Origin of the sequence: Imperialibacter roseus, from assembly GCF_032999765.1 — a bacterium.
Taxonomy (GTDB): Bacteria; Bacteroidota; Bacteroidia; order Cytophagales; family Cyclobacteriaceae; genus Imperialibacter; species Imperialibacter roseus.
Genome location: NZ_CP136051.1, coordinates 5,037,733 through 5,062,232, shown reverse-complemented (window position 1 = coordinate 5,062,232; position 24,500 = coordinate 5,037,733). Strand labels below are relative to the sequence as shown.

At 46.4% G+C, this 24,500-nt stretch carries 14 protein-coding genes and 1 other RNA gene; 8 read left to right on the top strand and 7 right to left on the bottom strand.

Annotation, left to right across the window (positions count from 1 at the left end; all coding sequences use genetic code 11):
* Positions 1-19: 19 nt before the first annotated feature.
* Both RT717_RS21385 and RT717_RS21380 read right to left on the bottom strand, forming a co-directional pair.
* Entirely contained in the window at positions 20-2,818 is a 2,799-nt protein-coding gene (locus RT717_RS21385; RefSeq protein ID WP_317488390.1) for a carboxypeptidase-like regulatory domain-containing protein, read from the bottom strand.
* 141 nt (positions 2,819-2,959) lie between these two features.
* Complete coding sequence (locus tag RT717_RS21380) at positions 2,960-5,212, bottom strand: alpha-amylase family protein (RefSeq protein WP_317488389.1); 2,253 nt, start codon at positions 5,210-5,212, stop codon at positions 2,960-2,962.
* A 214-nt stretch (positions 5,213-5,426) separates the two neighbouring features.
* On the opposite strand from RT717_RS21380, the gene ssrA reads away from it, so the two are divergent.
* The 4 genes from ssrA (at position 5,427) to RT717_RS21360 (ending at position 8,895) form a co-directional block, all read left to right on the top strand.
* Positions 5,427-5,835: a transfer-messenger RNA gene (gene ssrA, locus RT717_RS21375) on the top strand.
* 474 nt (positions 5,836-6,309) lie between these two features.
* Positions 6,310-7,050, top strand: coding sequence for a hypothetical protein (locus RT717_RS21370; protein WP_317488388.1), 741 nt, complete (start codon positions 6,310-6,312; stop codon positions 7,048-7,050).
* Positions 7,051-7,211: 161 nt separating this feature from the next.
* On the top strand, positions 7,212-8,324 hold the full coding sequence (dnaX, locus tag RT717_RS21365; protein ID WP_317488387.1) for a DNA polymerase III subunit gamma/tau: 1,113 nt from the start codon (positions 7,212-7,214) through the stop codon (positions 8,322-8,324).
* Positions 8,266-8,895: a hypothetical protein gene (locus RT717_RS21360; RefSeq protein ID WP_317488386.1), complete on the top strand. Its 630-nt coding sequence runs from the start codon at positions 8,266-8,268 to the stop codon at positions 8,893-8,895. The genes dnaX and RT717_RS21360 overlap by 59 nt, the downstream gene beginning before the upstream one ends.
* Here RT717_RS21360 and RT717_RS21355 read toward each other — a convergent pair.
* The 3 genes from RT717_RS21355 to RT717_RS21345 form a co-directional block, all read right to left on the bottom strand.
* Positions 8,892-9,317, bottom strand: a complete 426-nt coding sequence (locus RT717_RS21355) for a response regulator (RefSeq protein WP_317488385.1) — start codon at positions 9,315-9,317, stop codon at positions 8,892-8,894. The two genes, RT717_RS21360 and RT717_RS21355, sit on opposite strands and share 4 nt — an antisense overlap.
* A 122-nt stretch (positions 9,318-9,439) precedes the next feature.
* Positions 9,440-11,416, bottom strand: coding sequence for a LysM peptidoglycan-binding domain-containing protein (locus RT717_RS21350; protein ID WP_317488384.1), 1,977 nt, complete (start codon positions 11,414-11,416; stop codon positions 9,440-9,442).
* A 127-nt stretch (positions 11,417-11,543) separates the two neighbouring features.
* A complete protein-coding gene (locus RT717_RS21345; RefSeq protein WP_317488383.1) occupies positions 11,544-12,188 on the bottom strand; it encodes an O-methyltransferase in 645 nt (214 codons plus the stop codon).
* 628 nt (positions 12,189-12,816) lie between these two features.
* On the opposite strand from RT717_RS21345, the gene RT717_RS21340 reads away from it, so the two are divergent.
* The 4 genes from RT717_RS21340 (at position 12,817) to RT717_RS21325 (ending at position 22,128) form a co-directional block, all read left to right on the top strand.
* Positions 12,817-16,056: a SusC/RagA family TonB-linked outer membrane protein gene (locus RT717_RS21340; RefSeq protein WP_317488382.1), complete on the top strand. Its 3,240-nt coding sequence runs from the start codon at positions 12,817-12,819 to the stop codon at positions 16,054-16,056.
* Positions 16,057-16,122: 66 nt separating this feature from the next.
* The gene (locus RT717_RS21335; protein ID WP_317488381.1) at positions 16,123-17,862 is read left to right on the top strand and encodes a RagB/SusD family nutrient uptake outer membrane protein; all 1,740 of its coding nucleotides are present in this window, start codon (positions 16,123-16,125) and stop codon (positions 17,860-17,862) included.
* Positions 17,863-18,045: 183 nt separating this feature from the next.
* Positions 18,046-21,594: a VCBS repeat-containing protein gene (locus RT717_RS21330; RefSeq protein ID WP_317488380.1), complete on the top strand. Its 3,549-nt coding sequence runs from the start codon at positions 18,046-18,048 to the stop codon at positions 21,592-21,594.
* Positions 21,595-21,654: 60 nt separating this feature from the next.
* The gene (locus RT717_RS21325; protein ID WP_317488379.1) at positions 21,655-22,128 is read left to right on the top strand and encodes a hypothetical protein; all 474 of its coding nucleotides are present in this window, start codon (positions 21,655-21,657) and stop codon (positions 22,126-22,128) included.
* A gap of 11 nt (positions 22,129-22,139) precedes the next feature.
* Here the strand turns inward: RT717_RS21325 and RT717_RS21320 are convergent, their stop codons facing one another.
* Positions 22,140-23,390, bottom strand: coding sequence for a M16 family metallopeptidase (locus tag RT717_RS21320; protein ID WP_317488378.1), 1,251 nt, complete (start codon positions 23,388-23,390; stop codon positions 22,140-22,142).
* Between the two features lie 203 nt (positions 23,391-23,593).
* The gene (locus RT717_RS21315) at positions 23,594-24,469 is read right to left on the bottom strand and encodes a cytochrome c (protein WP_317488377.1); all 876 of its coding nucleotides are present in this window, start codon (positions 24,467-24,469) and stop codon (positions 23,594-23,596) included.
* Positions 24,470-24,500 lie beyond the last annotated feature (31 nt).

Here is a 24,500-nt window from a genome sequence, read left to right as displayed (position 1 = left end):
CGAAGCATATTTTATGCCATTAGTTGCTGACTTGTAAGTACCTCACTTCCCTCACCGGCGTGTTGTCCTCTGTCATGCCTTCCACCACGATCCTGTAAACCGTTGGAGAGTCTGCGGCATAAAAGGAAAACTCAGCTTTACCTGTTTCACTGTCGGTGACGAGGGAAGGATTCCAGTAAATGGTGGTGCGGGTGTCAGGCTCGCTATGGCTTTCCTTTCGCTGAGAATAATTGGGTGCTCTGAATTCCTGTGCCGGGGTGTAGCCTTTTATCGTGTAAAGACTGAAGCCGTCTTTATTGAAAATGGTGGGCTTTTCATTCTGTTTTCTTTCTCCTCCAAGGTTAGTTTCTACCATAATAACTCCGTCAAACCCAGCCATACCAAAGACTCCGGCGTTGTAGGTGTAGACCGTGATGCTTTTAATATCAGCGGGATTGAGCCGGTCTAAATAATCAACTCCGGTATTGCCTGGCTCCGGAGGTGCCTGTTCCTGAAATCGCTGACCATCGATAATGACCAACGGTGTAGGATAATAGTTTCCTCTGGCTGTTCCATAGTTTTTCCGATACATGCCATTTCTATTAAAACCAGGCATGCCTCTTTCAATAATAGACATCACTCCCTGCCCGGAAGATTTTTGAATGTCTTCCTGTGTAAAAGTTTTATCGCCAGGGCCAAAGCCATAGTTCCTTTCCGACAGAGGTTCAATCTTGGAGCTTTCCACCACCACTTCATTGAGCAATGTATAGTCGACATCGGTCGGGAGAGAAAAGATGGGCTGCGGCAACTCCTGTTCTTTAACAGTCAGGTTGAGGTTGGTAAGCTGTGCTTTTACTTCTGGTACAGCTTGCTTTGCCAGCACCACCGATCCGTGTGGTCTGCCTTTTTCATTGATCGCAGCCATCGCAATGGCTGAGCTATCGTTGAACTGTAAACCACTTGCCCAAAACTTGCCAGTCGAGTCGGCCGCTACCACCCCATAGTCTTCGTATTCGCCTTGCACGATGGTAATATTGGCGGCTTCGGGTTCTCCTTTTTTGTTGAGAAACTGCCCACTCACGCTGATGCCATATTCGATTTGATGTTGCGGTTGGGTAAAGTAGGGGGTAGGCTTTCCGTTGAGCACCCAGTTATAGGCGTGCTGTAGTGTTGGGCTTGTTGGGACCGAGGCTACCCGAAGTGTGTCAGTAATCGACACAGTCAGATTGGACGTAATGGCCCCTCCGTCTGTATCCATTACGGTCAATGACACTTGCACTTTGTCGCGGGGTCGGTAACGGTCTTTGTCAGTGTTGATCGAGATCAGTAAATCAGGATCGGTCGTCTTGTCGCCGAGCACCGTTGTATTTACTACCGTCTCGTAAAGGTTAATTATTGGCAATGGCTGGTAAGTGATGTCGCTCGAAGGGAAGTTCTGCATCCACCGTGTGTAGGCCCTTAGGTTGTAATCGCCGGCTTGTATATATGACGGAAGAGCTAGTTGTCCGGTGACTTTACCGTTTTCAATCGGAAATGCCTCTGTTTTTACAATCTGGCGGAATGGGTTGATCACATCAACATAAAGTACCCGGCTCAGGGTGTCGCCCATCAGAGCGTTCTGGTACAGCATTTGGCCACTGAACCAAATGGTTTCGCCAGGGTAATAGTACGGCTTGTCCGTAATCAGATGGGGCTTCTCACGAAGGCTATTCTGCTTGTATTGCTGTTGGGCGATCATGATTTCCTCAGTCGAGCTGAATGCCGACACCGTGTCGCCCGGGGTGTAATTGTGAGGGAGCAGATGTGCCACCCTGGCCCTGGCCATGTGCCCCGAAATGACAATATCTGAGGGATCGAGAGGCACGCCTTTGCTCGTCACTTCTGTGGAGCCCCCCTTAAGGGTAATCCAGCTAATGGGATGGTAAACGTCGTGATAATAGGTGTTTGGCCACGACATGCCGGTGTAGTGCACCTCCAAACGTTTGGAAGAAACGATCTTGAATTCGCCAATTTGCTGTCCTGGCCTGATGGCCCTGTCCAAAGAGAAAGGCTCAATGGAATTGCCTTTTTCGTAGTCGAAACTATTGGTTCGGATATAGGTAAGCGCAAAACTTTTTGATTGATAAATATCAAAATGTTGTGCGCTGAGGTCGTTTCTTATCATCGACTTGAAGAGATGCCGCAATGAAGACTGATAGGCTTTTTGCCTGTTTTCCATCCATTTTTTTGACAAGTCTTCAAAGAGAGTGTCCATTTCAACAAACTGTACCGGGCCTTGATACAAAGTGCCATTCCGGGTTTGGCTAAACACATTCAAATGATAAATCAGCTTGTAACCCAGGGCCAGGTTTTCAATTTCCAAAGGCTGGTTGAAGGTGGCGGAAAAATAGCGCATCCCATTGCTGGTTTTTCCTTCTTCGAAGTCAATGGCCCAGGGGTTAAGGATTTTGGTTTTATTTACCAGTGGGTCGTATCTGCTGCCGATAAATACTTCTTCAAACCTTTCCAGTTGTTTTTCCCACTTTCTATCCCTTCTCGAAGTAAGCTCTACCTCGTCGAGCTGTTTTTCCTGAGGAGTCAGGGAGAAGTCCTTCTGTAGTGGCTCTCCTTCTTTGAGGTCAATCGATACCGACTTGGTAATATAGCCAACGAAGGAAGCAGCCAAAGTCATTTTTCCCGGGCTGACTCCTTTCAAGGCGTACTTGCCGTCGGCGTCGGTCACTGTGCCAATAGTAGTGTTGTCGACAAATACATTCGCAAAGGGGAGGGGGCTTCCGGTGGCACTGTCAATCACCACGCCCGTGATACTTTGAGCTGGTGAAGTAAGAAAACTCACCATTAAATATAAAGCCAGAATCAAATCTTTTATCCGGTGCAAAGTAGGTGTTATTAAGTTCTGTTCTCCCGCTAAATAAAAAGAATGAATATAAGTGAATGAAAATTAGTTAACAAGGGCAACAATCCGAAATGAATTACATCATTACCCCATCTTCACAAACAGGCTGAAATAATCCTCCAACCTTTCAAGAGTTACTTCCACCTTATCATCTTTCAACTCCACTTTGCAAGCTCCCTGAGACCTCATGACTTCAAATTTTTTCAATGTCTTTCCATCTGCGTCAAGCAAAATTTTAACAGCATTTACAGGCACTAGCCGTCTTATAGGTCGACCCTGGCCGGACGTGGTATTCACCAGCGTGACAATGTACTCGCCTTCAGCCCTTGCTGACTGCGTGAGCCCTAAATGGACGCTTTCCGGCGCATTGGTGGAGATTGGGATGGTTTCTCCAGCCAGGTATTGGAGGCTCCTGAGAAGGAGGTTGCTCATGTCGGGGTGCCCCATGGCGTGGGTAACCTGGTCTGGTTGGTTAGCAAAATAGATCACCTTTCCTTTTTGATAGTCATGCTCCAGAACAGTGGGGAGTTCTTTTGCCCACTCATTGGTCCAGGCCTTTTCCGGGGGCTGGTTGTGCACCAAAGGGGTATATGTGCAAATTTTCTTAGCACTTGGATTCGCCTCGCACAAAAGGGTAAACCCAGCATTGATAAGCAGTTCAGTCCTGGCGCTATCGGGACTTACAATTGGGTGACTGGGGTCGTTAATGTATTGATAGCAGTCTTTTCTTGTGTTCACTTTTTCCCCGGTAAAGTGGCATCCAAAAACGTCAGCCAGACCAAAGTCTTTTTTTGGTAATCCATCCTCGCTGTAAAGACTGGTTTCGTACGTAGCCAGAAGCTTTCCGCCTCCGGCTACAAAGTTTTGAAGGAGTGCTACTTCATTTTCGGAAAGACATTTGACGTCGGGCATGATAATGGCCTTGTACTTTTTCAGTCGGTCAGTGCTTATCTGGTCGTCCGGAATAAAATGATAGGGGATGTGATTTTCTGCCAGCACCCTTTCTATTCCCTTGATGGCGTCATCGAAGCTGTCTCCTTCTGGTGGCTTGTTTCTGTAAAATAGCCTTGTGGGCCTGGAGTAGTAAATCCCCACATTGGCCACAGGCACATGATGGGCGAGCAAGTGTTCATATTTTTTTATGAAGCTGTAAGTATCCTGGTGGTTATAAGCATTCCTTCTGTCGTGCGTGGCGCCTGGGTATTGGCCGGTGAAACTACAGTTCCAAAACCTGCCCCCGGCTGACAATCCCTCCCAAAGCCAGATTTTCAGGTCCTGCGGCGGATCCATCACATAGCGGTGGGCAGTGCCGTTGCCACCGTATAGAATCACAGCCTCTTTTTCCGGTGCCATTGATTTAAGGAACCTGACGATGGTATTGGCATAGTTCAGGTCTTCGTAATGAATGTGCTCCGAATTTTCCGTGAGAAAAGCCACGCTCACAAGGTAATCAAAATGCTCCCTGGCGTTGTAGAGGTCAATCCCGGAGTCTACCTTCCCGCCCGACTCAAACATGCTGAAAACTTCAGCCGAATAGGCCTTTTCTTTTCCAAAAGCCTTTACCGTTTCTTTCATTCGTCGCATGTGTTGGTCGGCCACCTCTGATTTCCAAACCATATATTGTTTCAAATCTTCGTCTGAGGCAGTAGCATAAACCGGCAGATCGGCTCCTGTCTTTGCTTTGTATGATGCTTTGCAGCGGGAGCAGTGGCAGATACCACCCACGCCAATGCTGTTGTGCCAAATACCGTCAATATCATATTCCCCGACGATGTATTTGATGAACTGTTCGGCGTGCTCATTCCGGTGGTAGCTGGTGTAGCAGGAGGCGTAAAGCTGAGGCCGTGTGTAGCCCAGCTGAATCGGCTTGCCAGTATCGTCGTAGCTGAACCAGTCAGGAAATTGCCTGAATATCTTTTCTTCCACACCACGGAAGTCGACACGACCTATCACTTTAATCCCTGCTTTATGGCAGGCGTTGGTAATGTCTCTCAGGATGTCGTTCTTCCCCATGAACTGGTTGATATTGGCGGCGGGCAGTGGGTTCTGGAAGAAATCGACGATGCCACCGGCGTTGACCACCAGCGTATTGCAGTCGGTCTTGAGCATGTAGTCCACCACCGCTTGTGCATTGTAGTTGACAGCGTCAGGCTCCCTCAGCACGGTTTGCAGCATCCGAAGAGGCCTTTGGTACCACATGGGCTCATCGGCCAGGGTACTTTGTGCTGTAATGGGTTTTGGGGAGGCGTAACCAACAAGGGGAGTAAGGGCTACGCCTCCGGTTATAATAGCCCCCTGCTGGAGGAAATTTCTTCGGTTGATGTTTTTGTGCGGCATGGTGTTGTGTCTGTTTGCTTGAGTATAGTGAGCAAATATTTGTTCAAGATCAAGGGAAATGGGATGGCAGGTGGCTGGTAATTAATAGTTTGTGAGAAGCTGGCATCAAGCGTTTGTATTACTGCGTCAAAACGTCAAAACAATTCGGGTCGGCAGCGCACAGCGAACTTTTAATGCGCTATATTTGTACCCTTATTTGCAAAATATGAATTCCGGGGCCGACTGGTTTTGACAGTAAGGACGGATTTTGTGCTTGCGTGCCGGGTGATGAGTGTACATCCGTGAGCAATTCACTCAAACAACAATTGGCGAATCTAATTACGCCATGGCTGCTTAATCTTAACTTAACGTTGAGGTAAAGGCTTAAAGGGTTGAGTCCGCCAGCTGGCGGATTCCCCAGCCACATCCACCAGTGCCTCGTTCTTCCGGTGCTGATTTTGGGTGTCGACATGGTTGAACTAGTGGGTGCGAGGCTACTAAGCACCTGCGAAATTAAGTGGCTAAGCTGTGCGTTGGTATGTTGCCTACCGGCAAGCAGTCGAAAATTCAATCGGTAACTATGCATGTAGACGGTACATTTTTCCCTTATCTGGACGAGGGTTCGACTCCCTCCGGCTCCACTCCGAGACCCGCTTATGGCGGGTCTCTTCGTTCCGCCGTCGGGGCTCACGCCGCAGGCTGGCCCTTCGCTAAAAGGCTCCACTGGAGCCTTTCTTAACACTCAGTCCTCTCCGGCTCCACAAATAAACCCGCTTAGGCGGGTTTTTTTATGGAGCCGGAGGGGCTTGCGCTACAGGCTGGCCCCTCGCTAAATCGCTCCTGTGGAGCGATTCTTAACGCTCGATCCTCTCCGGCCCACTCAAAAGTCCGTTTATATTGGCTCTCTTCGTTCCGCCGTCGGGGCTCCCCTGAAGGCTGGCCCCTCGCTAAAAGGCTCCACTGGAGCCTTTTTTAACGCTCAGTCCTCTCCGACACTATTTTGACCGAAAGAAATTATCTGTAAGCCCTTCATTTCCATAATTTCCTTTTTATTACCTTATAGAAGAGTCAGGTTGGTATGTGCCCTATGTTTAGTCTCTCAGAAATAAGTTTCGGCGATGAGAAGAAATCCCTTTGATCGAATCGTAGTGTTGATGATTTTAATGGTGGCGACTTCATGCAACAGAGAGACCATTGGGATAACTGAGGGCGAAGTCCAAATCATCGATTCATTGGTCAAGGTAGAGGGGTATCTCACTTATCAGAATGGAGTAGGGTATCTGGACTACATACTCAAAAGTAAAGACAACGAACCTCCTGTTTCGTTGTCCACAACAGTTTGTGACGGTTTGCCAGACAGCCTAAAAAAGAGCACAAGGGTTTTGTTCGACGGGGATTTGATTGCAAAGAAAATAGACAACAATACGCCGTGTGTGACCAATTTCACAGCTATTGATTTGTGCCGTAGTCCCTACCTAAGCCTCGGATTTGATAGAGAACTTCACCCCATTTGCGTTACGTCTTCCACCGAAGTTAACCGTGAGGTAGCGGATAAATTCATTACTACTCGTGAAATGCTTGATGTTGAACTGGCGCTGCTAGGCAAAGAACTTAACTCGCCGATAGATTTTGCCATTAATGATGTAGTGTTTTTAAGACGGGGCGTTCAGCCGTCTGGATGGGATATTCAGGTCGATTTTTCCCGTGATGAGACGACCAAAAAGTGCATTTTCCGGCATATAGTTAAAGATTGGAGTCATACTAAAGTAGGTGGGGGGCTAAACTTCTTTTATGCTATCCCGAAGGTGCCAGCAGGATATTCATTTGAAATAGTTAAGGAGACCAGGCAGATGGAATAGTAGCCGGCAATGCGATATGCCGTACATAAAGATACAGTCTCTTTGCCTTACGCCTGCCAAGCGATGTGGATAACTTTTCTCCTCCTCCCTCATATTAACTCCCCTTTCATTTCATTTAATTTCCGATTCAGGATAAATTGCTGCTCGATAAGGAGCCCCCGATGGAAAGCTTTGTAGTATCAGCAAGAAAATATCGTCCCCTTGGTTTTGATGAGGTTGTAGGTCAGGAGCACATCACCACCACCCTCAAAAATGCCATTGACCAGAACCACCTGGCCCAGGCTTTGCTGTTTTGCGGCCCCAGAGGAGTGGGCAAGACTACCTGCGCTCGTATTGTCGCCCGGATGATCAACGGGTTCGATAATACCAATCCACTGGCTACTGGCAATAACCTCAACATCTACGAGCTCGATGCCGCTTCCAACAACTCGGTGGACGACATCAGGAACCTGATCGATCAGGTACGGTATCCACCCCAGCAGGGCAACTATAAGGTATATATCATTGATGAGGTACACATGCTTTCTACCCAGGCTTTCAATGCTTTTTTGAAGACCCTGGAGGAGCCGCCGTCCTATGCCATTTTCATTTTGGCGACAACGGAAAAGCACAAAGTGATCCCCACCATCCTTTCCCGTTGTCAGATTTACGATTTCAACAGGATCGAGATTTCGGACATCACCACTCAGCTGCAGAAAATTGCGACGAATGAAGGCATTGAAGCTGAAGAGGAGGCCCTGCACCTGATCTCACAAAAGGCCGACGGGGCGCTGAGAGATGCGCTTTCTATTTTCGACCTGATTGTTACCTTTTCGTCGGGCAACAAGATCACTTACCAGGACACCATCAAGAACCTCCATATTCTTGACTACGACTACTATTTTAAAGTGGTAGATTTCTTTTTGGAAGAAAACCTGTCGGGCGTGCTGCTCATTTTTGATGAAATCATCAGAAGTGGCTTCGATGGGCACAACTTTATCAATGGGCTCAGCGAGCACCTTCGCAATTTGATGGTTTGCAAAGACAAGGAAACGATTTCTCTCTTGCAGGTGGCCCAAAGCATCAAAACAAAATATAGCGACCAATCTTCGAAAACCTCTCTTTCTTTCCTTCTCTCAGGGCTGAACATTTTGAGCCAGTGCGACATACAATATAAGGCCAGCAAAAACCAACGCCTTCACGTGGAGTTGGCGCTTATGAAGCTCGCTCATTTGAATGCAGCTTTTTCTCTCGCCAGCTTGCCCGCCCCTGAAAACGGGGCAAAAAAAAAGTGAGCTAACAGCTGAAAAGCCCATCGAAACCAATGGTGTAATAGGAACAGCTGCACCTCGTCCGGTTGTAACCACCTACAGGAGCGGCTCGGAGAAAAAAGAAACGCCGAGTATTTTTCCCGTCAAGGCGGAAAAGAAGGAAGTAGTGCAGGAAGCGAAGCTCGATGACGCCCAGGAGACTGAGGCCGTTAGTCAGCTTCCTTCGTCGGATTACACGCAAAACCAACTCGCCGAAGCCTGGCAGAAATTTGCGGAGCAGAAATCAGCGGGCAAAATTTCCGACTCGCTGAAGATGATTTTCAAGAAGCCATTGCTGAAGAGAGAGGAGTCGGTGGTTGAGATAGAGCTGTCTACAGACATTGAACGTAAATTTTTGAAAGTAGAGGAAACTGAGCTGGTTCAATTTTTGAGAAGGGAGCTTTCTAACCCAACCGTCACATTGCGGATATCTATCAAAGAGGCAGAATTGAAGCAGAGACTCTATACCGACAAGGAGAAGTTCAACTACCTGGCCGAGAAGCAGCCCTTGCTGCTTAAACTGAAAGAAAAGCTTTATTTAGACACAGATTTTTAAGCCTCTGTGGCGGCCAGCTCCATCAGGGCTTTTTCGCTCAAGGGCTTGGAAATAAACTGGTGAACAAACCTGTTGTTCAAAAACTGGTTAATGTCCCGCTTGTTGTTGGAGCTTGACAATACAACCACTTTAACTTTTTCGTGTAGCTGAGGAGGAAAGTTTTCATACTCATAAAGGAACACGAAGCCATCCACAATAGGCATGTTGATATCAAGGAAAATGATGTCGGGGATCTTATCGAGGTCGTTTTGGTTTTGATGCAGGTATTCAAGCGCACTTTTTCCCGTATTTTTTATCAGTATGTTTTCGGAAAAATTCACATGCTCCATTATCTTCTTACTGAGAAAATTGTCGGTGTCGTTGTCATCTACAAGCATGACAAGGCTCACTTTCGGGGTATTATTTAGTTCAAGTTCTTCCACGTAATAAAAGCTCTAGGCTAAACTGTCAGGTTGAGTGATAAAAAGAAACGGGTAACAAAATGAAAAAGCTGACTGACTGAGATTTTAACCTTAAATTTACGCTGTTAAGGGGAGAAAAAAAATCAATCAGTAACTTTTAGGTTTTCGCCAATCGAAAGGACAAAATTTGATTTATCGTTCATTTTCATCAGTTTTTCTATAGCGATATCGTATTTTCTGGCAATCGAATACATCGTCTCGCCGGGTTGCACCACATGCACCGTCACCCTGTTGGCTGGCAGCACCGACGGATTTAAAACCTCCTTCACATCACTGGTGTCTCGCTTGATCAGCAGTAGCTCTTGCCCGATCGAAAGTATGCTGTTGTCGGAAAGGTCATTCCATTGCTGCAGTTCAGCTTTGGTAACGCCATAGCGGCGTGCAATGCCGTATATGGTTTCTCCCTTGTTGACAACATGGATATCCCGGGCGGCCTCGCTGTGCGGCGTGAAAGCTTGCCTCTCTTGCTTTGTTTGCTCAGCATTTGAAGTCTTGACGATAGGTTCAGGATCTTCTTGCTCTTCGAAAATGAGCTCTTTGGTTGTCAAAGCTGGCTCCTCATCGAAAGGTTTTACTGCCTCAGCAACTTGTATTTCTTCCTCCCGCACCACTATCGCTGGCTCCCTGGATGACGGCGGTGCTGGTTCACTTTTAACAATTACCGGCAAGTAGTTCTCGCTGTTATCTTTTATTTCTATATCGACCGACGAGGGACGTCTTTGCCTGAGCCAAAGCACCCGGCCCACCTCAGGTTTATCGATGGTGAACATTCTGTTTTTCCTTGCCAGTTGATTGAGCTTAATGCCGTACTCCTGCGCTACGTCCCAGAGCGTTTCTCCTTGCTTAACGGTATGATAATAAATGTTCGACCTCCAATGTTTGTTTTTCAGGTAGTAGACCTGTCCCTCTTCAAGGGCCTGGTTTGGCCGCAAGTCATTGTATTTCTCAAGCCTTTCCACTTCCACTCCTGACTTGGCCGCCAGCGTCTTCAGGTCATCGGATTTTGTGGCGATAATAGCCGGAATCCCATTTATTTCCACTATGAATGAAGCAATACGGCTGTCGATGGTTTTTTTCAGATCTGGGTACTTTTCCTGAACCAAGGCGGCATTTTCGTCCCGGACCGCTATTTCCTCACTATCGACAGAAGGTGAGGACGCCTGTGTATGCTTTTGCTCATTTTTGGCAATAAGGTCCACTTTATCGCCTTTCTGTACTGGGATAATCACAGAGTATTCCTTCTCACTTGGTACGGGACCTCTCTTTAGCCACTTGTTGTACTGAAACACGAGTGCCTCGTCGACTTTCAACTCCTTCGATATTTTGTCCAGAGGTTTGTCGGCCCCCTTTGTATACTCTCTCAGCTCCAGGCCTGACGAGGGGCGCCCGCCCAACTCATCCTGAAAGGCGATCATATGCGCCAGAAAAGTCTTGAAGTACCAGTGCGTGTCCTTGTCAATGGTCATTTTACTCGCACCGAAGTTAGATTTATCTACATGCTTTTCAGCGCCGGTCTTCCCTGTATTGTGTGCTATCACGGAGTAAACCCAGTTATTAAAAAAGAAGTTATGCCGCTTGATGTACTTACAGGCTCCTTTGGTAGAGGAAACTATATTGAGCCGTTCGTCCACATATTTATCGATGCGGAGGCCCACTTCCCGGCCTGCTGGCTCTTTGAACATCCAGAAGCCAACCGCATTGGAAGAAGAAACCGCATCAGAAACCAGGCCGCTCTCCTGTATCACCAGGTATTTAATGTCGTCGGGCAGGTTCTCTTCCTTCATTACTCTTTCGATAATGGGGAAGTACAGCAACACCAAATCAAGCCTTAAGCGGAAATACCTATCGGAGGCCCTCAGGGCGTCTACTTGCTGCTGGATATCAGACCGTGCTGCATCGGTAATTTTGAGCTTCATGCCAGCAAAGTCCATTTGAGATGGAACCCTTGGTGCGGCGGTATCGGCCAGCCCATCAATCGCCGGGAAGAAGATAATAATTAGGAGAAGGAATCGAAAATGGCACTTTGCCAGCATACACCAGTTGGGAAATATTCGAAACAAAGTTACAAATGAATAGCCAATTCCAAAGTAAGCTACTAGTATTCAGGTAGTTATCAGCAAGTAACGAAGTATATCTTGCTGGACTCCAACTTATTACATTGCCACAGCGAAGTAATAGTTAAAGCGTTTATTTCTTCCTGAGCATCATAAGGCCATCTCTGATTGGAAGCAATACATTTTGCACCCGGGGATCGTCAGCCACTTTTTTGTTAAATGCCAGAATAGTGAGCGTATCGGGGTCATCCTTTTTTCTGTTCTTCTCCAGTACTTTGCCGCTCCAGAGCACGTTGTCGGCCATTATATATCCACCTGGCTTCACTTTGTCAATCACCAGGTCAAAGTAGTTAGTATAGTTTGCTTTGTCAGCATCAATGAATACGAGGTCAAAAGTCGCATCCAGTTTTGGAACCTCTACCATGGCATCACCGATGATATACTCGATTTGCTCTCCGTAAGGCGAATCGCCAATGAACCTCCTTACGATACTTTCAAGCTCTCCATTAATATCTATGGTGGTCAACTTTCCATTTTGCTGTAGCCCCTCGGCAAGGCAAATGGCTGAATAGCCGGTGTAGGTACCAATCTCAAGAATTGACGTTGGCTTGATCATATGCGAGAACATTGACAGCACCCGCCCCTGAAAGTGCCCCGAGAGCATTCTTGGCCTGAGCACATTAAGGTGTGTATGCCTGTTCAGTCTGCCGAGCAGCTCTGGCTCGTGTTCAGTGTGCCCTTCAATATAGCGGAAGAGGTCAGCATCTATGAAATCCATGATAAGGCTGTAAAATATTTACTCGTATGATAAGAAATTCAAAAATAGGCTTTAGAGATCGTTTTACATGATTTTTTCAATAATAACGAAGGAGTTGGTTGTTCTTTTTAACAATGAAACTAAAGCCTTGAATTATTCATATTTTGGTTACCAAGTAGTTATGTGAGATTTTTTTGGGAATATCGGAAAAGTATAAAATCTGTTTTATATTGATCCCCGAAATAAATCTGGGAGTGGATTTGAAGAATAATTACTAGAAAACGGTTACGCAAACGATTTAAACAGATTTTCCGCAATCGATTGCAATCAAATTTTCTTGGGAAAACTTGACACGTTAACAAATAATTTCTTTAAATTCGACAATTGCTCAGAACAATACCTACTTAAATTATTTGTTTTATGGTTCTTAGTTACAAGTGCCCCAAACGCTGTGCGCTATTTCCGAGTGCACCTCCTGCTACAGTTCCAGCATCAAGCTTTTCCATTTCATTTTCAGTTCCTCTTTATTCGTAACTGAATATTATCCTGTGTCAAACACCGCATGTGTGTCTGGATCGAAATGGTTTGCCTGAATTCAATGAAGCCTTTTTCAAACAATTATATACAACTTCACTTAAACTACATTTTTATGAAAAAAGGATTACTGAAGTACATTTTTCCTTTGATCTGCCTGGCGCTGCTAGCAGTGGCTACCGATGCCGCTGCACAGAACAGACAAGTGTCAGGAAAGATAACAGATTCCGAAACCGGGGAAGGTTTTCCCGGTGTGAGTGTATTGGAAGTAGGAACTTCCAATGGTACAGTGACTGACCTTAATGGAAATTACTCCCTTTCGGTTGGCTCTGGTGCTAGACTTTCTTTTTCCTTCATTGGGTACGTAACCCAGGAAGTGGAAGTAGGGTCAAGAAGTGTGATTGATGTTCCTTTGTCGCTTGACGTAAAGCAGCTTCAGGAATTGGTCATCACTGGTTACACAGTTGACAACCGCCGTGAAACTTCCGGCTCTATCTCAACAGTGAAGCCAAAAGACATCGCTGTTATCCCTACAGGTAACGTAGAGCAGTCTCTTGCCGGTCGTATTGCCGGTGTAAACGTAATTACCAACGGTCAGCCTGGTTCTACCAGCCAGATCAGGGTAAGGGGTTTTGGTGCCTTTGGTGGTAACGCTCCTCTTTACGTAGTAGACGGTGTTCCTGTAGGAGACACCAACTTCCTTAGCCCTGATGACATCGAGTCAACTACGGTTTTGAAAGATGCGGCTGCTGCCTCTATCTATGGTGCAAGAGCGGCTAATGGTGTAATTGTATACACTACCAAGAAAGGCTCTAAGACAGCTAAGAAGATCAGTATTGATTACAACAGCATGTTTGGTATGACATTTCCTGGAAAGGGCATTGAAATGATGAACCCTGCTGACTTTGCTGAGTGGACATGGAATGCTGAGCGCAACCAGGCACGTATCGAAAATCGTGAGCCTGTTTTCAGCCACCCTCAGTTTGGTACCGGCTCTACTCCAGTATTGCCTGACTTCCTGAGCGTTGGTGGTGAGTCTGGCCGTATAGGCACCTATACCGCCGCAGAAGCTGCAATGTACAATGTGGATCCCGCTGCGGGTTCTGTTTATCAGATCACAAGAGCGGCTACTGGCGCAGGAACTGACTGGTATGATGCCATCACAAGAGTAGCACCTCTTCAGAGACAAACTCTTGGACTTCATGGCGGAACTGACAGAAGCCGTTTCTACTTCTCTTTGAGTGCACAGGATCAGGCCGGTATCGTAACGTACAACCAATTCAAGAGATATTCCTTCAGAGCTAACTCAGAGTTTGATCTGCTTCCTAATCTTCGTTTTGGAGAAAACATGCAGTTCACTTACCGTTCAATTCTTGCTCAACAAGGAAATGAAGGTGGTCAGGGTGTAGCGGATGATGAAAACGACATTCTTTCAGCCTTCCGTATGCCAACAATCATCCCTGTGTATGATGAGTTTGGTGGTTATGCTGGAACTGCATCGAAAGGATTCAACAACCCACGTAACCCGGTGGCCACCAGAGATGGTCAGAAAGACAACAGAGGCTTCAATGGAAGCGGCTTTGGTAACGTCTATCTTGAGTATGATCCAATCCCAGGCTTGACACTGAGAACCAATGTTGGTGGTCAGTATGGTGCTGGTTATAGCTGGGGCTACGGCCGTCGTCAGTACGAAAACTCTGAGAACAACTCTGCATTTAGCTACAATGAAAGTGCTAACTGGGGTTTTCAGTGGAACTTTACCAACACGGCAAACTATAAGAAGACATTCGGTGTGCACAATATAGACCTCTTGGTAGGTCAGGAAGCATTGAACACTGGCAGATCTCGTGGCATGAGCGCTGACGGTTTGAATCCATTTTCTCAGGATCCAGATTTCGTGACGATTTCCACACTTGGATCAAGGAACCCACCCAATAGTTTCTATGACAAGGGGGTTAACTTCTCTTCTTATTTTGGTAGAGCCAACTATATCCTGAATGACAAGTATATTCTTAGTGCGGTGATTCGCCGTGATGGTTCTTCTCGCTTTGGTGCTGAAAACAGGTATGGTGTGTTCCCTGCCTTCTCTGCTGCCTGGAGACTTTCCTCTGAAAGCTTCATGTCATCACTTACCTTTATTGATGACCTGAAAATCAGAGGTGGCTACGGTACTATGGGTAACTCAAACAATGTGAACCCTAACAACCAGTACAGCTTGTATGCAACTACTATTGCCAACTCTTCTTACGATATCGCAGGATCTAACGGTAACCAAGCTGGATTCTACAGAAGTAGAATAGGTAACCCTGCTGCGAAGTGGGAAACTTCCGTTACGCAAAACATTGGTATCGATGGTACTTTGTTCGATGGCAAGTTGGATGTAATTGTTGATTTCTGGAGAAAAGACACCAAGGATTTATTATTCAATCTACCAGTGCCACTTCCTCTGGGCGTTTACGCAGCCGCCCCTTCAGTGAATATTGGTGAAATGAGGAACCAGGGTATCGACTTACAGTTGATCAACAGAGGTAACCTTACTTCTGACCTCACTTATGAAGTAAACGTAACAGGCTCTCTTCTTAAGAACGAGATTGTAAAACTGGATGGGGATTTACAGTTCTTTACTGATGGTACATCTACCTACAGAGGAATTGCTCCTATCCGTAACCCAGTTGGTTACACCTTGTCAAGCTTCTGGGGATATGAAGTTCAAGGGTTGTTCCAGAACGATGCAGAAGTTGCTTCTGCTGCTACTCAGGCGGGTGCAGCTCCTGGCCACTTCCGTTACAGAGATATTGACGATGACGGTGAAATCACGGAGGATGATAGAAAATTCCTGGGAAGCCCTGTTGCTCCGTTCACAGGAGGTCTTACTTTCTCTCTTGGATACAAAAACTTTGACCTTGCTGCCTATTTCTACACTTCTATAGGTAACGAGATTTGGAACCAGTCACGTTGGTTCACTGACTTCTATCCTTCATTTGCAGGTGCAGCCATTGCTGAGCGTGTAAAGGATAGCTGGACCCCTACCAATACTGGTAGCAATCAACCAGTGTTTGATAAGTCTTCTAACTTTAGCACCAACACACAGGCCAACTCTTACTATGTAGAGAATGGATCTTACCTGAGATTGCAGAACGTGACCCTTGGTTATAAAATGCCGGCCGATTTGCTTTCCAGATTGAAAATGACTCAGTTGAGAGTTTTCGTTTCTGCAAACAACCTGATGACTATCACTGGTTATGAGGGACTTGACCCATCAGTAGGTGGTAACGCTGACATCAACTTTGGTGTTGATGTTGGAAACTACCCTATCACAAAGGGATTCACGGGTGGTATTCAGCTCGGCTTCTAAAAACAATTTGATTAAACGATCAATTCAATAATTGATGTTTTTGAAAAATATAAAAGAATGATGACCATGAAAAAAAATATAATAAAAGGAGCCGCAGGCCTGTTTGTTGCCTTAACGGTTCTGGTGATCGGTTGTAAGGATGAGTTTCTTGAAATTGCTCCTACAGGAACACTTTCCAGAGCTCAACTTACCTCCGCGAAGGGAATAGATGGATCTTTGATTGCCGCCTATTCACAGGTGAACGGAAGAAACCGTAGGATGGGATCTGCTTCTAATTGGGTTTGGGGCAGTATCCGTGGCGGAGAGCACAATAAGGGCACTGACCCCGGAGACTTCTCTGATATCAACCCAATTCAGCGGTATGAGTACCTTCCAACTCAAGGGGTAATCAATGAGGCTTACACGTCATGGTATGAAGGTGTGGCCAGATGTAACAATGTCATGGCCCTTCTTCAGGATGCTGATGAAGGTGTGTCTGACGACTTCAAAACTGGAGTAGAGGCACAGGCCAGGTTTTTGAGAGCGCACTTCTATTTTCAGTTAAAAATCAACTTTGATGATACTCCTTATATCGATGAAACAATCGATTATGGTACTGGTATTGACGAAGTGGGTAATGATCAGGATCTGTGGCCAAAAATCATGGCAGACATGCAATTTGCTTACGATAACCTCCCTGAAACTCAGGATCAGGCTGGTCGTGTAAACAAAACTGCTGCTGCTGCTTACCTGGGTAAGATCAACTTGTACCAGAATAAGCACGCTGCTGCATTGACTTTGTTCAATGAGGTAATAACAAGTGGCAAGACCAGCAATGGTAAAACTGTTGGTTTGGTGGCTGCCTTCCCCGACATCTTCAAGGCTGAAAATGACAACCACGAAGAGTCTATCTGGGCGTATCAGTCAGCTGCCAACACAGGTAGTGTAAACAATGCCAACCCTGAGTTTGACCTTAACTGGCCTTACAACACAGGTGCTAATGGGCCTGGTAACTGTTGTGGGTTCTTTGCGCCAACGTTTGAGCTGGCTAACCACTACAGAACTGACGCAAGCGGTCTTCCCTTGTTCGACAGAGCATTTAATAGCCCTGCCAATGAGGTGAAAACAGATCAGGGCCTACAGTCTGATGAAGCATTTACTGAAGACGCAGGTAACCTTGATCCTAGAATTGACTTCACCATTGGTCGCCGTGGTATTCCTTACCTTGACTGGCAGGAGCACCCAGGTTTTGACTGGATTCGTAACCAGGCCAACGCTGGCCCTTACTCTCCTAAGAAGTATGTATACTACAAGACAGACGTAGGAACATACCAGGACAACAGCTCATGGACACCTGGGTACGCTGCAATGAACATCAATATCATTCGTTTCGCTGATGTATTGCTGATGGCTGCCGAGTGCGAAATTGAGGTAGGTAGCCTTGAAAAAGCACGTGAGTATGTGAACATGGTAAGAGAAAGAGCTGCTAATGACGCTGCGTTTGTTCAGGAGTATGATGGCTCAGGCCCTGCCGCTAACTACGTGATAGGCACTTACGATACTCCATGGACAGATAAGACTGCTGCAGAGAAGGCCGTGAGAATGGAGCGTAAGCTGGAGCTTGCCGGCGAAGGACAAAGGTTCTATGACTTGGTTCGTTGGGGAATTGCGGCTCAAGACCTAAACGCATACCTCGCCTACGAAAGCAAAATCCTTATCAACGCCATGGGTGGAGCTTCGTTTGACCCTAAAGACGTTCTGCTCCCTCTTCCTCAGGGTCAAATTGACCTGATGAATGGTGTGCTTGTGCAGAATACTGGATATTAAATCGCATTAAATAATTTGAATAGATGAAAAGAGGTGGCGATTATCGTCACCTCTTTTTTTATGTGGCATTTCTAAATTTTTCAGGGTATTTTTTGTGCTCGTCTCACACCTAAGTAACCTTGGAAAAATTACTCAAAATGACATTTAGCCGTAAATTTGTGGTCAAGCAAAAAGTGAACTGATATGTTTAGAGCATTAGTAGTGGCAGGCCTGATAGCCATTTTTTTGGCCTCGTGTGGAGACAGGCAAAGCACACTCTTTAGAGAGCTGCCAGCATCCGATACTGGTATCGACTTTTCAAATACAATCATTGAATCGGACACCTTCAATATCCTCACCAATGAGTACATCTACAACGGAGGTGGAGTGGGGGCTGGCGATTTTAATAACGACGGCCTGACAGACCTTTTCTTTACGGGTAACCAGACCAGCAACAAGCTGTTTATTAACAAGGGCGGGCTCGAGTTCAATGATGTTTCTGCCGAAGCCGGAATTGAAGCACCTGACAAATGGAGTCAGGGAATCGCATTAGTGGATATAAATGGCGATGGCTGGCTGGATATCTATGTCTGCGCCACCATGTATAGCGATTCTTTGAAGCGGGAGAATATGCTGTTCGTGAACCAGGGTGGCTCACCCGGAGGTGTTCCTACGTTTAAAGAAATGGCCCGACAATATGGTGTTAACGACAATGGCTGGAGCACAAACGCTGCTTTTTTGGACTATGACAAAGACGGAGACCTTGACTTATACGTGCTTACCAATGTGCAAAGCGGGCGGATTCCAACCAACTACAGGCCCAAAATAGTAGACGGAACAGCGCCCAACACTGACAGATTCTACAAAAACAACGGTGATGGCACCTTTTCTATAGCCAACAGGGAAGCGGGCATACTTTACGAGGGATTTGGCCTCGGCATTGCTATTGCTGATGTAAACAATGACTCATGGCCCGACATTTATGTGTCGAACGACTTTTTGAGCAATGACTTGCTCTACATTAACAATGGTGACGGCACGTTTACCAATAAGCTGGGCGAATATGTCAGGCACTCAAGCCAGTTTTCCATGGGCAATGATATCGCCGATATCAACAACGATGGTTGGGTTGACATAGTGACGCTCGACATGCTGCCGGAAACAAACTTTAGAAAGAAGACGACTATTGGAAAGAACGTCTATCAGGTTTACATTAATAACGAAAAGTTTGACTATGAATTCCAGCATGTGCGCAACATGCTCCAACTCAATAACGGCGCTGGTATCCCTTTCAGCGAGATTGGATTCATGTCAGAGATATTTGAAACTGACTGGAGCTGGTCGCCGCTGCTGGCTGATGTGGACAACGATGGCGACAGAGACCTCTTGATTACCAACGGCTTTCCCAAAGACATTACTGACAAGGATTTTGCCAGCTACCGGGCCGATGTGGGCAATATAGCCGGGCCAGATATGTTGGTCGATTCCATCCCGGTTGTAAAAATTTCAAACTTTGCTTTTGAGAACAATGGGGACCTGACCTTCTTCGATGCAACAAGAAAATGGGGCCTTTATAAACCCTCTTTCTCCAATGGTGCGGCTTTTACTGATCTCGACAATGACGGAGACCTTGATTACGTTGTAAACACCATTGATGATGTGGCCCTGGTGTACGAAAATACACTGAACAGCAAAGCCAATAGCAAGCAGGATTCGATTCACTTTCTGCGAGTCAAACTTAAGGGCAATAAAGAGAATCAAGCAGGACTTGGCACGAAGATTACTTTAAAGTATGGCAATGGACAAATGCAATACCATGACCATTCAGTCTATAGAGGCTTTCTGTCTTCTGTAGAAGATATTGCTCATTTTGGGATGGGGAGGACGACGTCGATCGACTCGGTTGTCGTCGATTGGTATGATGGTAAGTCCAGCGTCCTCACTAACGTGGCGGTTGATCAGGTGCTGACGATAGATTACTCATCAGCTTCTTCAGGAGACAATCTTGCCAGGGAGATGCCGGCCTTAGGCGGTAAACCAACGGTACTTGCCGACGTGACAAAATCGCTACAGGTGGCTTTTACCCATAAAGAAGAAGATAAAATAGATTTTAACCTTCAAAGAACCCTGCCTCACAAGTTTACTCAATACGGGCCAGCGATAGCTGTAGGCGACATTAACGGGGATGGGCTTGAAGACTTTATTACAGGTGGCACAGCGAATCAGGGCATTCAGTTTTTTCTTCAAAAGCCAGACGGTACGTTTCAGGAGAAGATTGGCGTCGAAAAGAAAGGGGTGGAGCAAAACGAGTACATGGGTCTTCTGCTATTCGACATCGATATTGATGGCGACCTCGATTTGTATGCTGTTTCAGGTGGGGGTGAGTACGTATTCCCGTCTGACAAGTATGCCGATCACGTCTACCTGAACGACGGAAGAGGCAATTTCAAGCTGCAAGTAGACGGAGTTTCTTCGAAGCTTCAGTTCAGTGGGTCGATTGCCCGGGCAGCCGATTTTGACAAAGACGGTGATCTGGATGTTTTTGTTGGTGGCCGGGTAGTGCCGGCATCGTATCCTTATCCTTCTCAAAGCGTGCTTTTGGAGAATCAGGGCGGGCGGCTTGTTGATATTACGGCATCGAAGGCGCCTTTTCTTGCTGACGCAGGTATGATAACAGACATGCTCTGGACCGACTACAATGCGGACGGCCTGGTGGATATGGTGTTGGTAGGCGAGTTTATGCCGATAACGTTTGTAAAAAACGAGGATGGTGCCTACAAAGTTGATCTGAGCACAGGGCTTCTTGAGAAAAAGGGTTGGTGGAACAGTATTGTGTCCGGCGACTTTGACAAAGACGGTGATACCGACTATGTGGCGGGTAACCTTGGGGAGAACAACTACTACCGGGCAACTATGGAGCAGCCATTGAGGGCTTATGCCAAAGATTTTGATGGCAATGCCAGTGTTGACTTGATCATGAGCTGCTACTTTAAAACTGACAATGGGGAGATGAAAGAGTTTCCTCTCCATTTCTGGGATGAGATGAACTCGCAGAGCCCCATGTTCCGCAAAATGTTCTCCAGGTACAAGCAATTTGGTAAAATCACCATGGCTGAGCTGTTTACGAAACAGCAGTTGGAAGGAGCCCTGATATTGGAGGCGAACTACATGAAATCAAGCTATATTGAAAACCTGGGCAATGGCACTTTCAAAATGACGGCGCTACCTATCCGGGCGCAGATAGCCCCTATCAATGGCATGGTAGCAACCGATGTCAATAGCGACGGTCATCTGGATGTGCTGATGGTTGGCAATGACTATGGCAACGAGGTATTTCCTGGTCGATACGACGCACTAACTGGGCTGCTGCTATTTGGAGACGGTAAGGGCAATTTCTCGCCAGTACTTTCAGCTAAGAGCGGCTTCTTAGTAGAGGGCGATGCTAAATCACTGGTGCGACTGAGCTCTGTTGCAGGCAACGATATTTTTGTTGCCAGTCAAAACCGGGGCGACCTGAAGGTATTTGGCCTGCCGAATGACGCATTCAAAGGTACAGTTGTAAAAACGGAGCCAACTGACTTTTATGCTTTGCTGAAGCATAGCGGTGGACAAACTGAGAGGGTTGAATTGACTTATGGGTCAGGGTTTCTGTCGCAATCTTCACGAACTATCAGAATACCTGAAGGGGTAACGCAAGTTGAAATATTTGATTTCAGCGGGGATTCCAGGGTTATTTCATCATCTAATCAATAAATACCGCCCAATGGGCACAATAATTGCATTGAATTGACGATCTAATTCAATGCAATTATTATGAAAACTATACTAGCTACATTGTTCCTTGTTTCATATGCTATTTCAGCTTTCGCTCAGGGCGGACTAGCCTTTTTTTCCAGCGGGAGAGAGATAGCCGTAAGCACCAATTTCGAGAGGAAGGTTTGGGGCGAGTTTCGGTTAAGCACCAAGCCCTACTACACACTTTTTGAGGATGCACGGGTGGCCGAGTATAAGGGAATACCACAGCTGATAGGAAATGCTAACATCATGCACAACGACCAGGTTGCCATGTCGTTGGGGGTCGGGCTAGGCTACAGCCCCTGGGAAGGCGGCGAAGGCGGGCTTGGATTCGTTACTGTTCCTTTAGGCATAAGGACAGCTCCATTTAAGAATGCACCTAATTTTTACCTGCTCGGGGAATTTTCGCCAAAAATTGTACCTGATGGAGAGTGGTATTATGTGATACCGGCGGTGAGCTGGGGCATGAGGTATCAATTTCTCAAAGAGTAGGATAGTTGTTGCTAATGGTTGACTTTACCATTTTCTGGCACAAACACCAGTGTGCTCATGTCATCGTCGACCAGCATTTCATTAGCAAGTTCTATAATATGCTCCCTGGTGATCTTTCGAATGTCCTGAAACACATTTTCCAGACTGGGAACAGAGCCCATATCCAGCAGGCTTTTGGCCATCATCAGCATCATGCTGCCATTGTTCTCTTCGCTCATGGCCAGCTGACCCATGAGCTGCTCCCTGGCTTTGTGAAACTGCACCTCTCCAAGCTTTCGTTCTCTCAGCATGGCAAATTCTTTCTTGATTAGCTGGAAGCTTCTGGAAATATGCCTTGGGTCAGTGCCAAAGAATACTGAGAACAACCCGGTGTCAACATAAGGGTTATAGTTGGCGTCAATTGAATACACATAACCATACTTTTCCCGGAGAGACATATTCAGTCGGGAGTTCATCCCGGGTCCTCCCAGAATATTGGCCAGCATAAAAAAGGGAATCCTCCGTTCATCCGCTATCTTATAGGCAGGCCGGCCTATGGCACATTGAGCCTGGGTGATGGGCTTCACTTCTGATAGAGATGATGGGCGATAGGGGCCAAACAACTTTCGCTGCTTAGAAGAGCTGAAGGTTGGTGAATCGTTGAGGTGTTTTCGCACCAGCCGTTCTATTTTTTTTAACGAAAAGTTGCCTACCGTGGAAACCACCATTCTTTCAGAATCGAGGTTTTCCTCTAGAAACCTTTTGAAATCACTTTGGCTGAAACCCCCAACAGTTTCTTGCGTGCCCAATATATTATGCCCCAGTGGATGTTTTGCAAAAACGACCTCATCAAAATCGTCCATGATGGCGTCTTCCGGGTTGTCCTTATACATCGACATTTCCTCCAGGATCACATTTCGTTCTTTTTCGATCTGTTTTTCCGGAAAGGTGGAGTTGAAAGTGATATCTGTAAGGAGCTCCAGTGCCTTTTCCAGATGGAGATCGAGGACACTGGCATAAAAGCAAATTTTTTCTTTGGTGGTGTAGGCATTGAGCTCTCCTCCAAGCGAGTCCAGCCTGTTAAGGATGTGGAACGACTTCCTTTTTTTAGTGCCCTTAAAAGCCATGTGCTCCCAGAAGTGAGCGATCCCGAGCTGGTCGGGCGACTCATCTCTGCTCCCAACGTCCAGCATGATGCCAACGTGAGCTATTTTTGTGGAAGCTACCTGCTTGTGGATTAATCTAATACCGTTAGGTAAAGTAATAAGGTCGAATTCAGCCATTTACATTTGTCAGCCTGCAAAACTAATGCTTTTCTCTTTATGAAGGTTAATGACTTCAGGAATGCCGACGGTGTTATAATGCATTTTATGAAAGAAAGTTCAAAAAAATGGCCAGGAAGTTTCCTGGCCAAAAAAATGGTCGGTTCACACTACGCATCGATGCTCATTGATTTCCGACAGACAGACAAAAAAATAACGTTCTCCTATATTGATTTTAGATAAGCATAAATGGCCTTGAGTTCAGTATCGGTATACTTTGAGGTAGTGGGCCAGGGCATTTCTTTTGGATTCAGGCTTCTTCCTTCCGGCGTAACTCCGGTTCTCAAAGTATTCATGAACTGCTCCTCTGTCATTTGACCAACCCTACCTGTGGCAGTGATATCAGCAACCGGGGGCAATCCGGGAGCGATCGGTCCTCCGCCCTTGAGGTTCTCTCTGTGGCATCCGGTGCATACAGCTACCAGATACTTACCAAAAGCAGCTGATACATTTTCTTCTACCTCTTTAGGCCAGCCCATGTTATGATCGATCATGTCGACGGGCAGCAACGGGACCTTATCAAAATGGGTGAGTATTCTTCCAAGAAAGCGGATGTCGTGTGTCGGCAGGTCGCTATCTACAGGTGGAATTGTCTGGAGGTATGACAAAATAGCGACTATGTCCGCTTTGCTAAGCTGAACAATTTCGTGCGATGGCATAAACAATAAAGGTTTGCCCTCCTTGTTTACTGCGTGCCTAAGCGCTTTGAGCCAATCAACTACGCCGTAGTCCGACGGGCGACCGCCTTTACCGGATGTGAGGTTCGAGGAAACGATTCTCCCAAGTAATGGATCATCAATGAACACCTTGCCAGCCAAATCGGGCCCATGGCAATCGTCGCATGCTTTGATCGCCACCAGGTGGGCTCCTCTGGTAAGTACAGCGGTGTCTGTAGACAATGTTACAGGATCTTCCCGGAACGAATACTTTTTATTGAACCTCGCCTCAGTGCTCAGATAGATATAAGCGTAAGCGACAATCAACAGCGAAAAAATGCAGGCCAGAACAATGCCGACCCATTTGAATGTTTTCTTTAGCATAAAAAATTTGTTGTGACTAGGCGGTTAACGG

What these genes read in the sequence shown, in the direction of transcription:
- RT717_RS21380 (WP_317488389.1), bottom strand. Translation starts at nt 5,212, where the DNA reads ATGCCGCACAAAAACATCAACCGAAGAAATTTCCTCCAGCAGGGGGCT.
- RT717_RS21330 (WP_317488380.1), top strand. Translation starts at nt 18,046, where the DNA reads ATGTTTAGAGCATTAGTAGTGGCAGGCCTGATAGCCATTTTTTTGGCC.
- RT717_RS21385 (WP_317488390.1), bottom strand. Translation starts at nt 2,818, where the DNA reads ATGGTGAGTTTTCTTACTTCACCAGCTCAAAGTATCACGGGCGTGGTG.
- RT717_RS21345 (WP_317488383.1), bottom strand. Translation starts at nt 12,188, where the DNA reads ATGGATTTCATAGATGCTGACCTCTTCCGCTATATTGAAGGGCACACT.
- RT717_RS21340 (WP_317488382.1), top strand. Translation starts at nt 12,817, where the DNA reads ATGAAAAAAGGATTACTGAAGTACATTTTTCCTTTGATCTGCCTGGCG.
- RT717_RS21315 (WP_317488377.1), bottom strand. Translation starts at nt 24,469, where the DNA reads ATGCTAAAGAAAACATTCAAATGGGTCGGCATTGTTCTGGCCTGCATT.
- dnaX (WP_317488387.1), top strand. Translation starts at nt 7,212, where the DNA reads ATGGAAAGCTTTGTAGTATCAGCAAGAAAATATCGTCCCCTTGGTTTT.
- RT717_RS21360 (WP_317488386.1), top strand. Translation starts at nt 8,266, where the DNA reads ATGCAGCTTTTTCTCTCGCCAGCTTGCCCGCCCCTGAAAACGGGGCAA.
- RT717_RS21325 (WP_317488379.1), top strand. Translation starts at nt 21,655, where the DNA reads ATGAAAACTATACTAGCTACATTGTTCCTTGTTTCATATGCTATTTCA.
- RT717_RS21335 (WP_317488381.1), top strand. Translation starts at nt 16,123, where the DNA reads ATGAAAAAAAATATAATAAAAGGAGCCGCAGGCCTGTTTGTTGCCTTA.
- RT717_RS21370 (WP_317488388.1), top strand. Translation starts at nt 6,310, where the DNA reads ATGAGAAGAAATCCCTTTGATCGAATCGTAGTGTTGATGATTTTAATG.
- RT717_RS21320 (WP_317488378.1), bottom strand. Translation starts at nt 23,390, where the DNA reads ATGGCTGAATTCGACCTTATTACTTTACCTAACGGTATTAGATTAATC.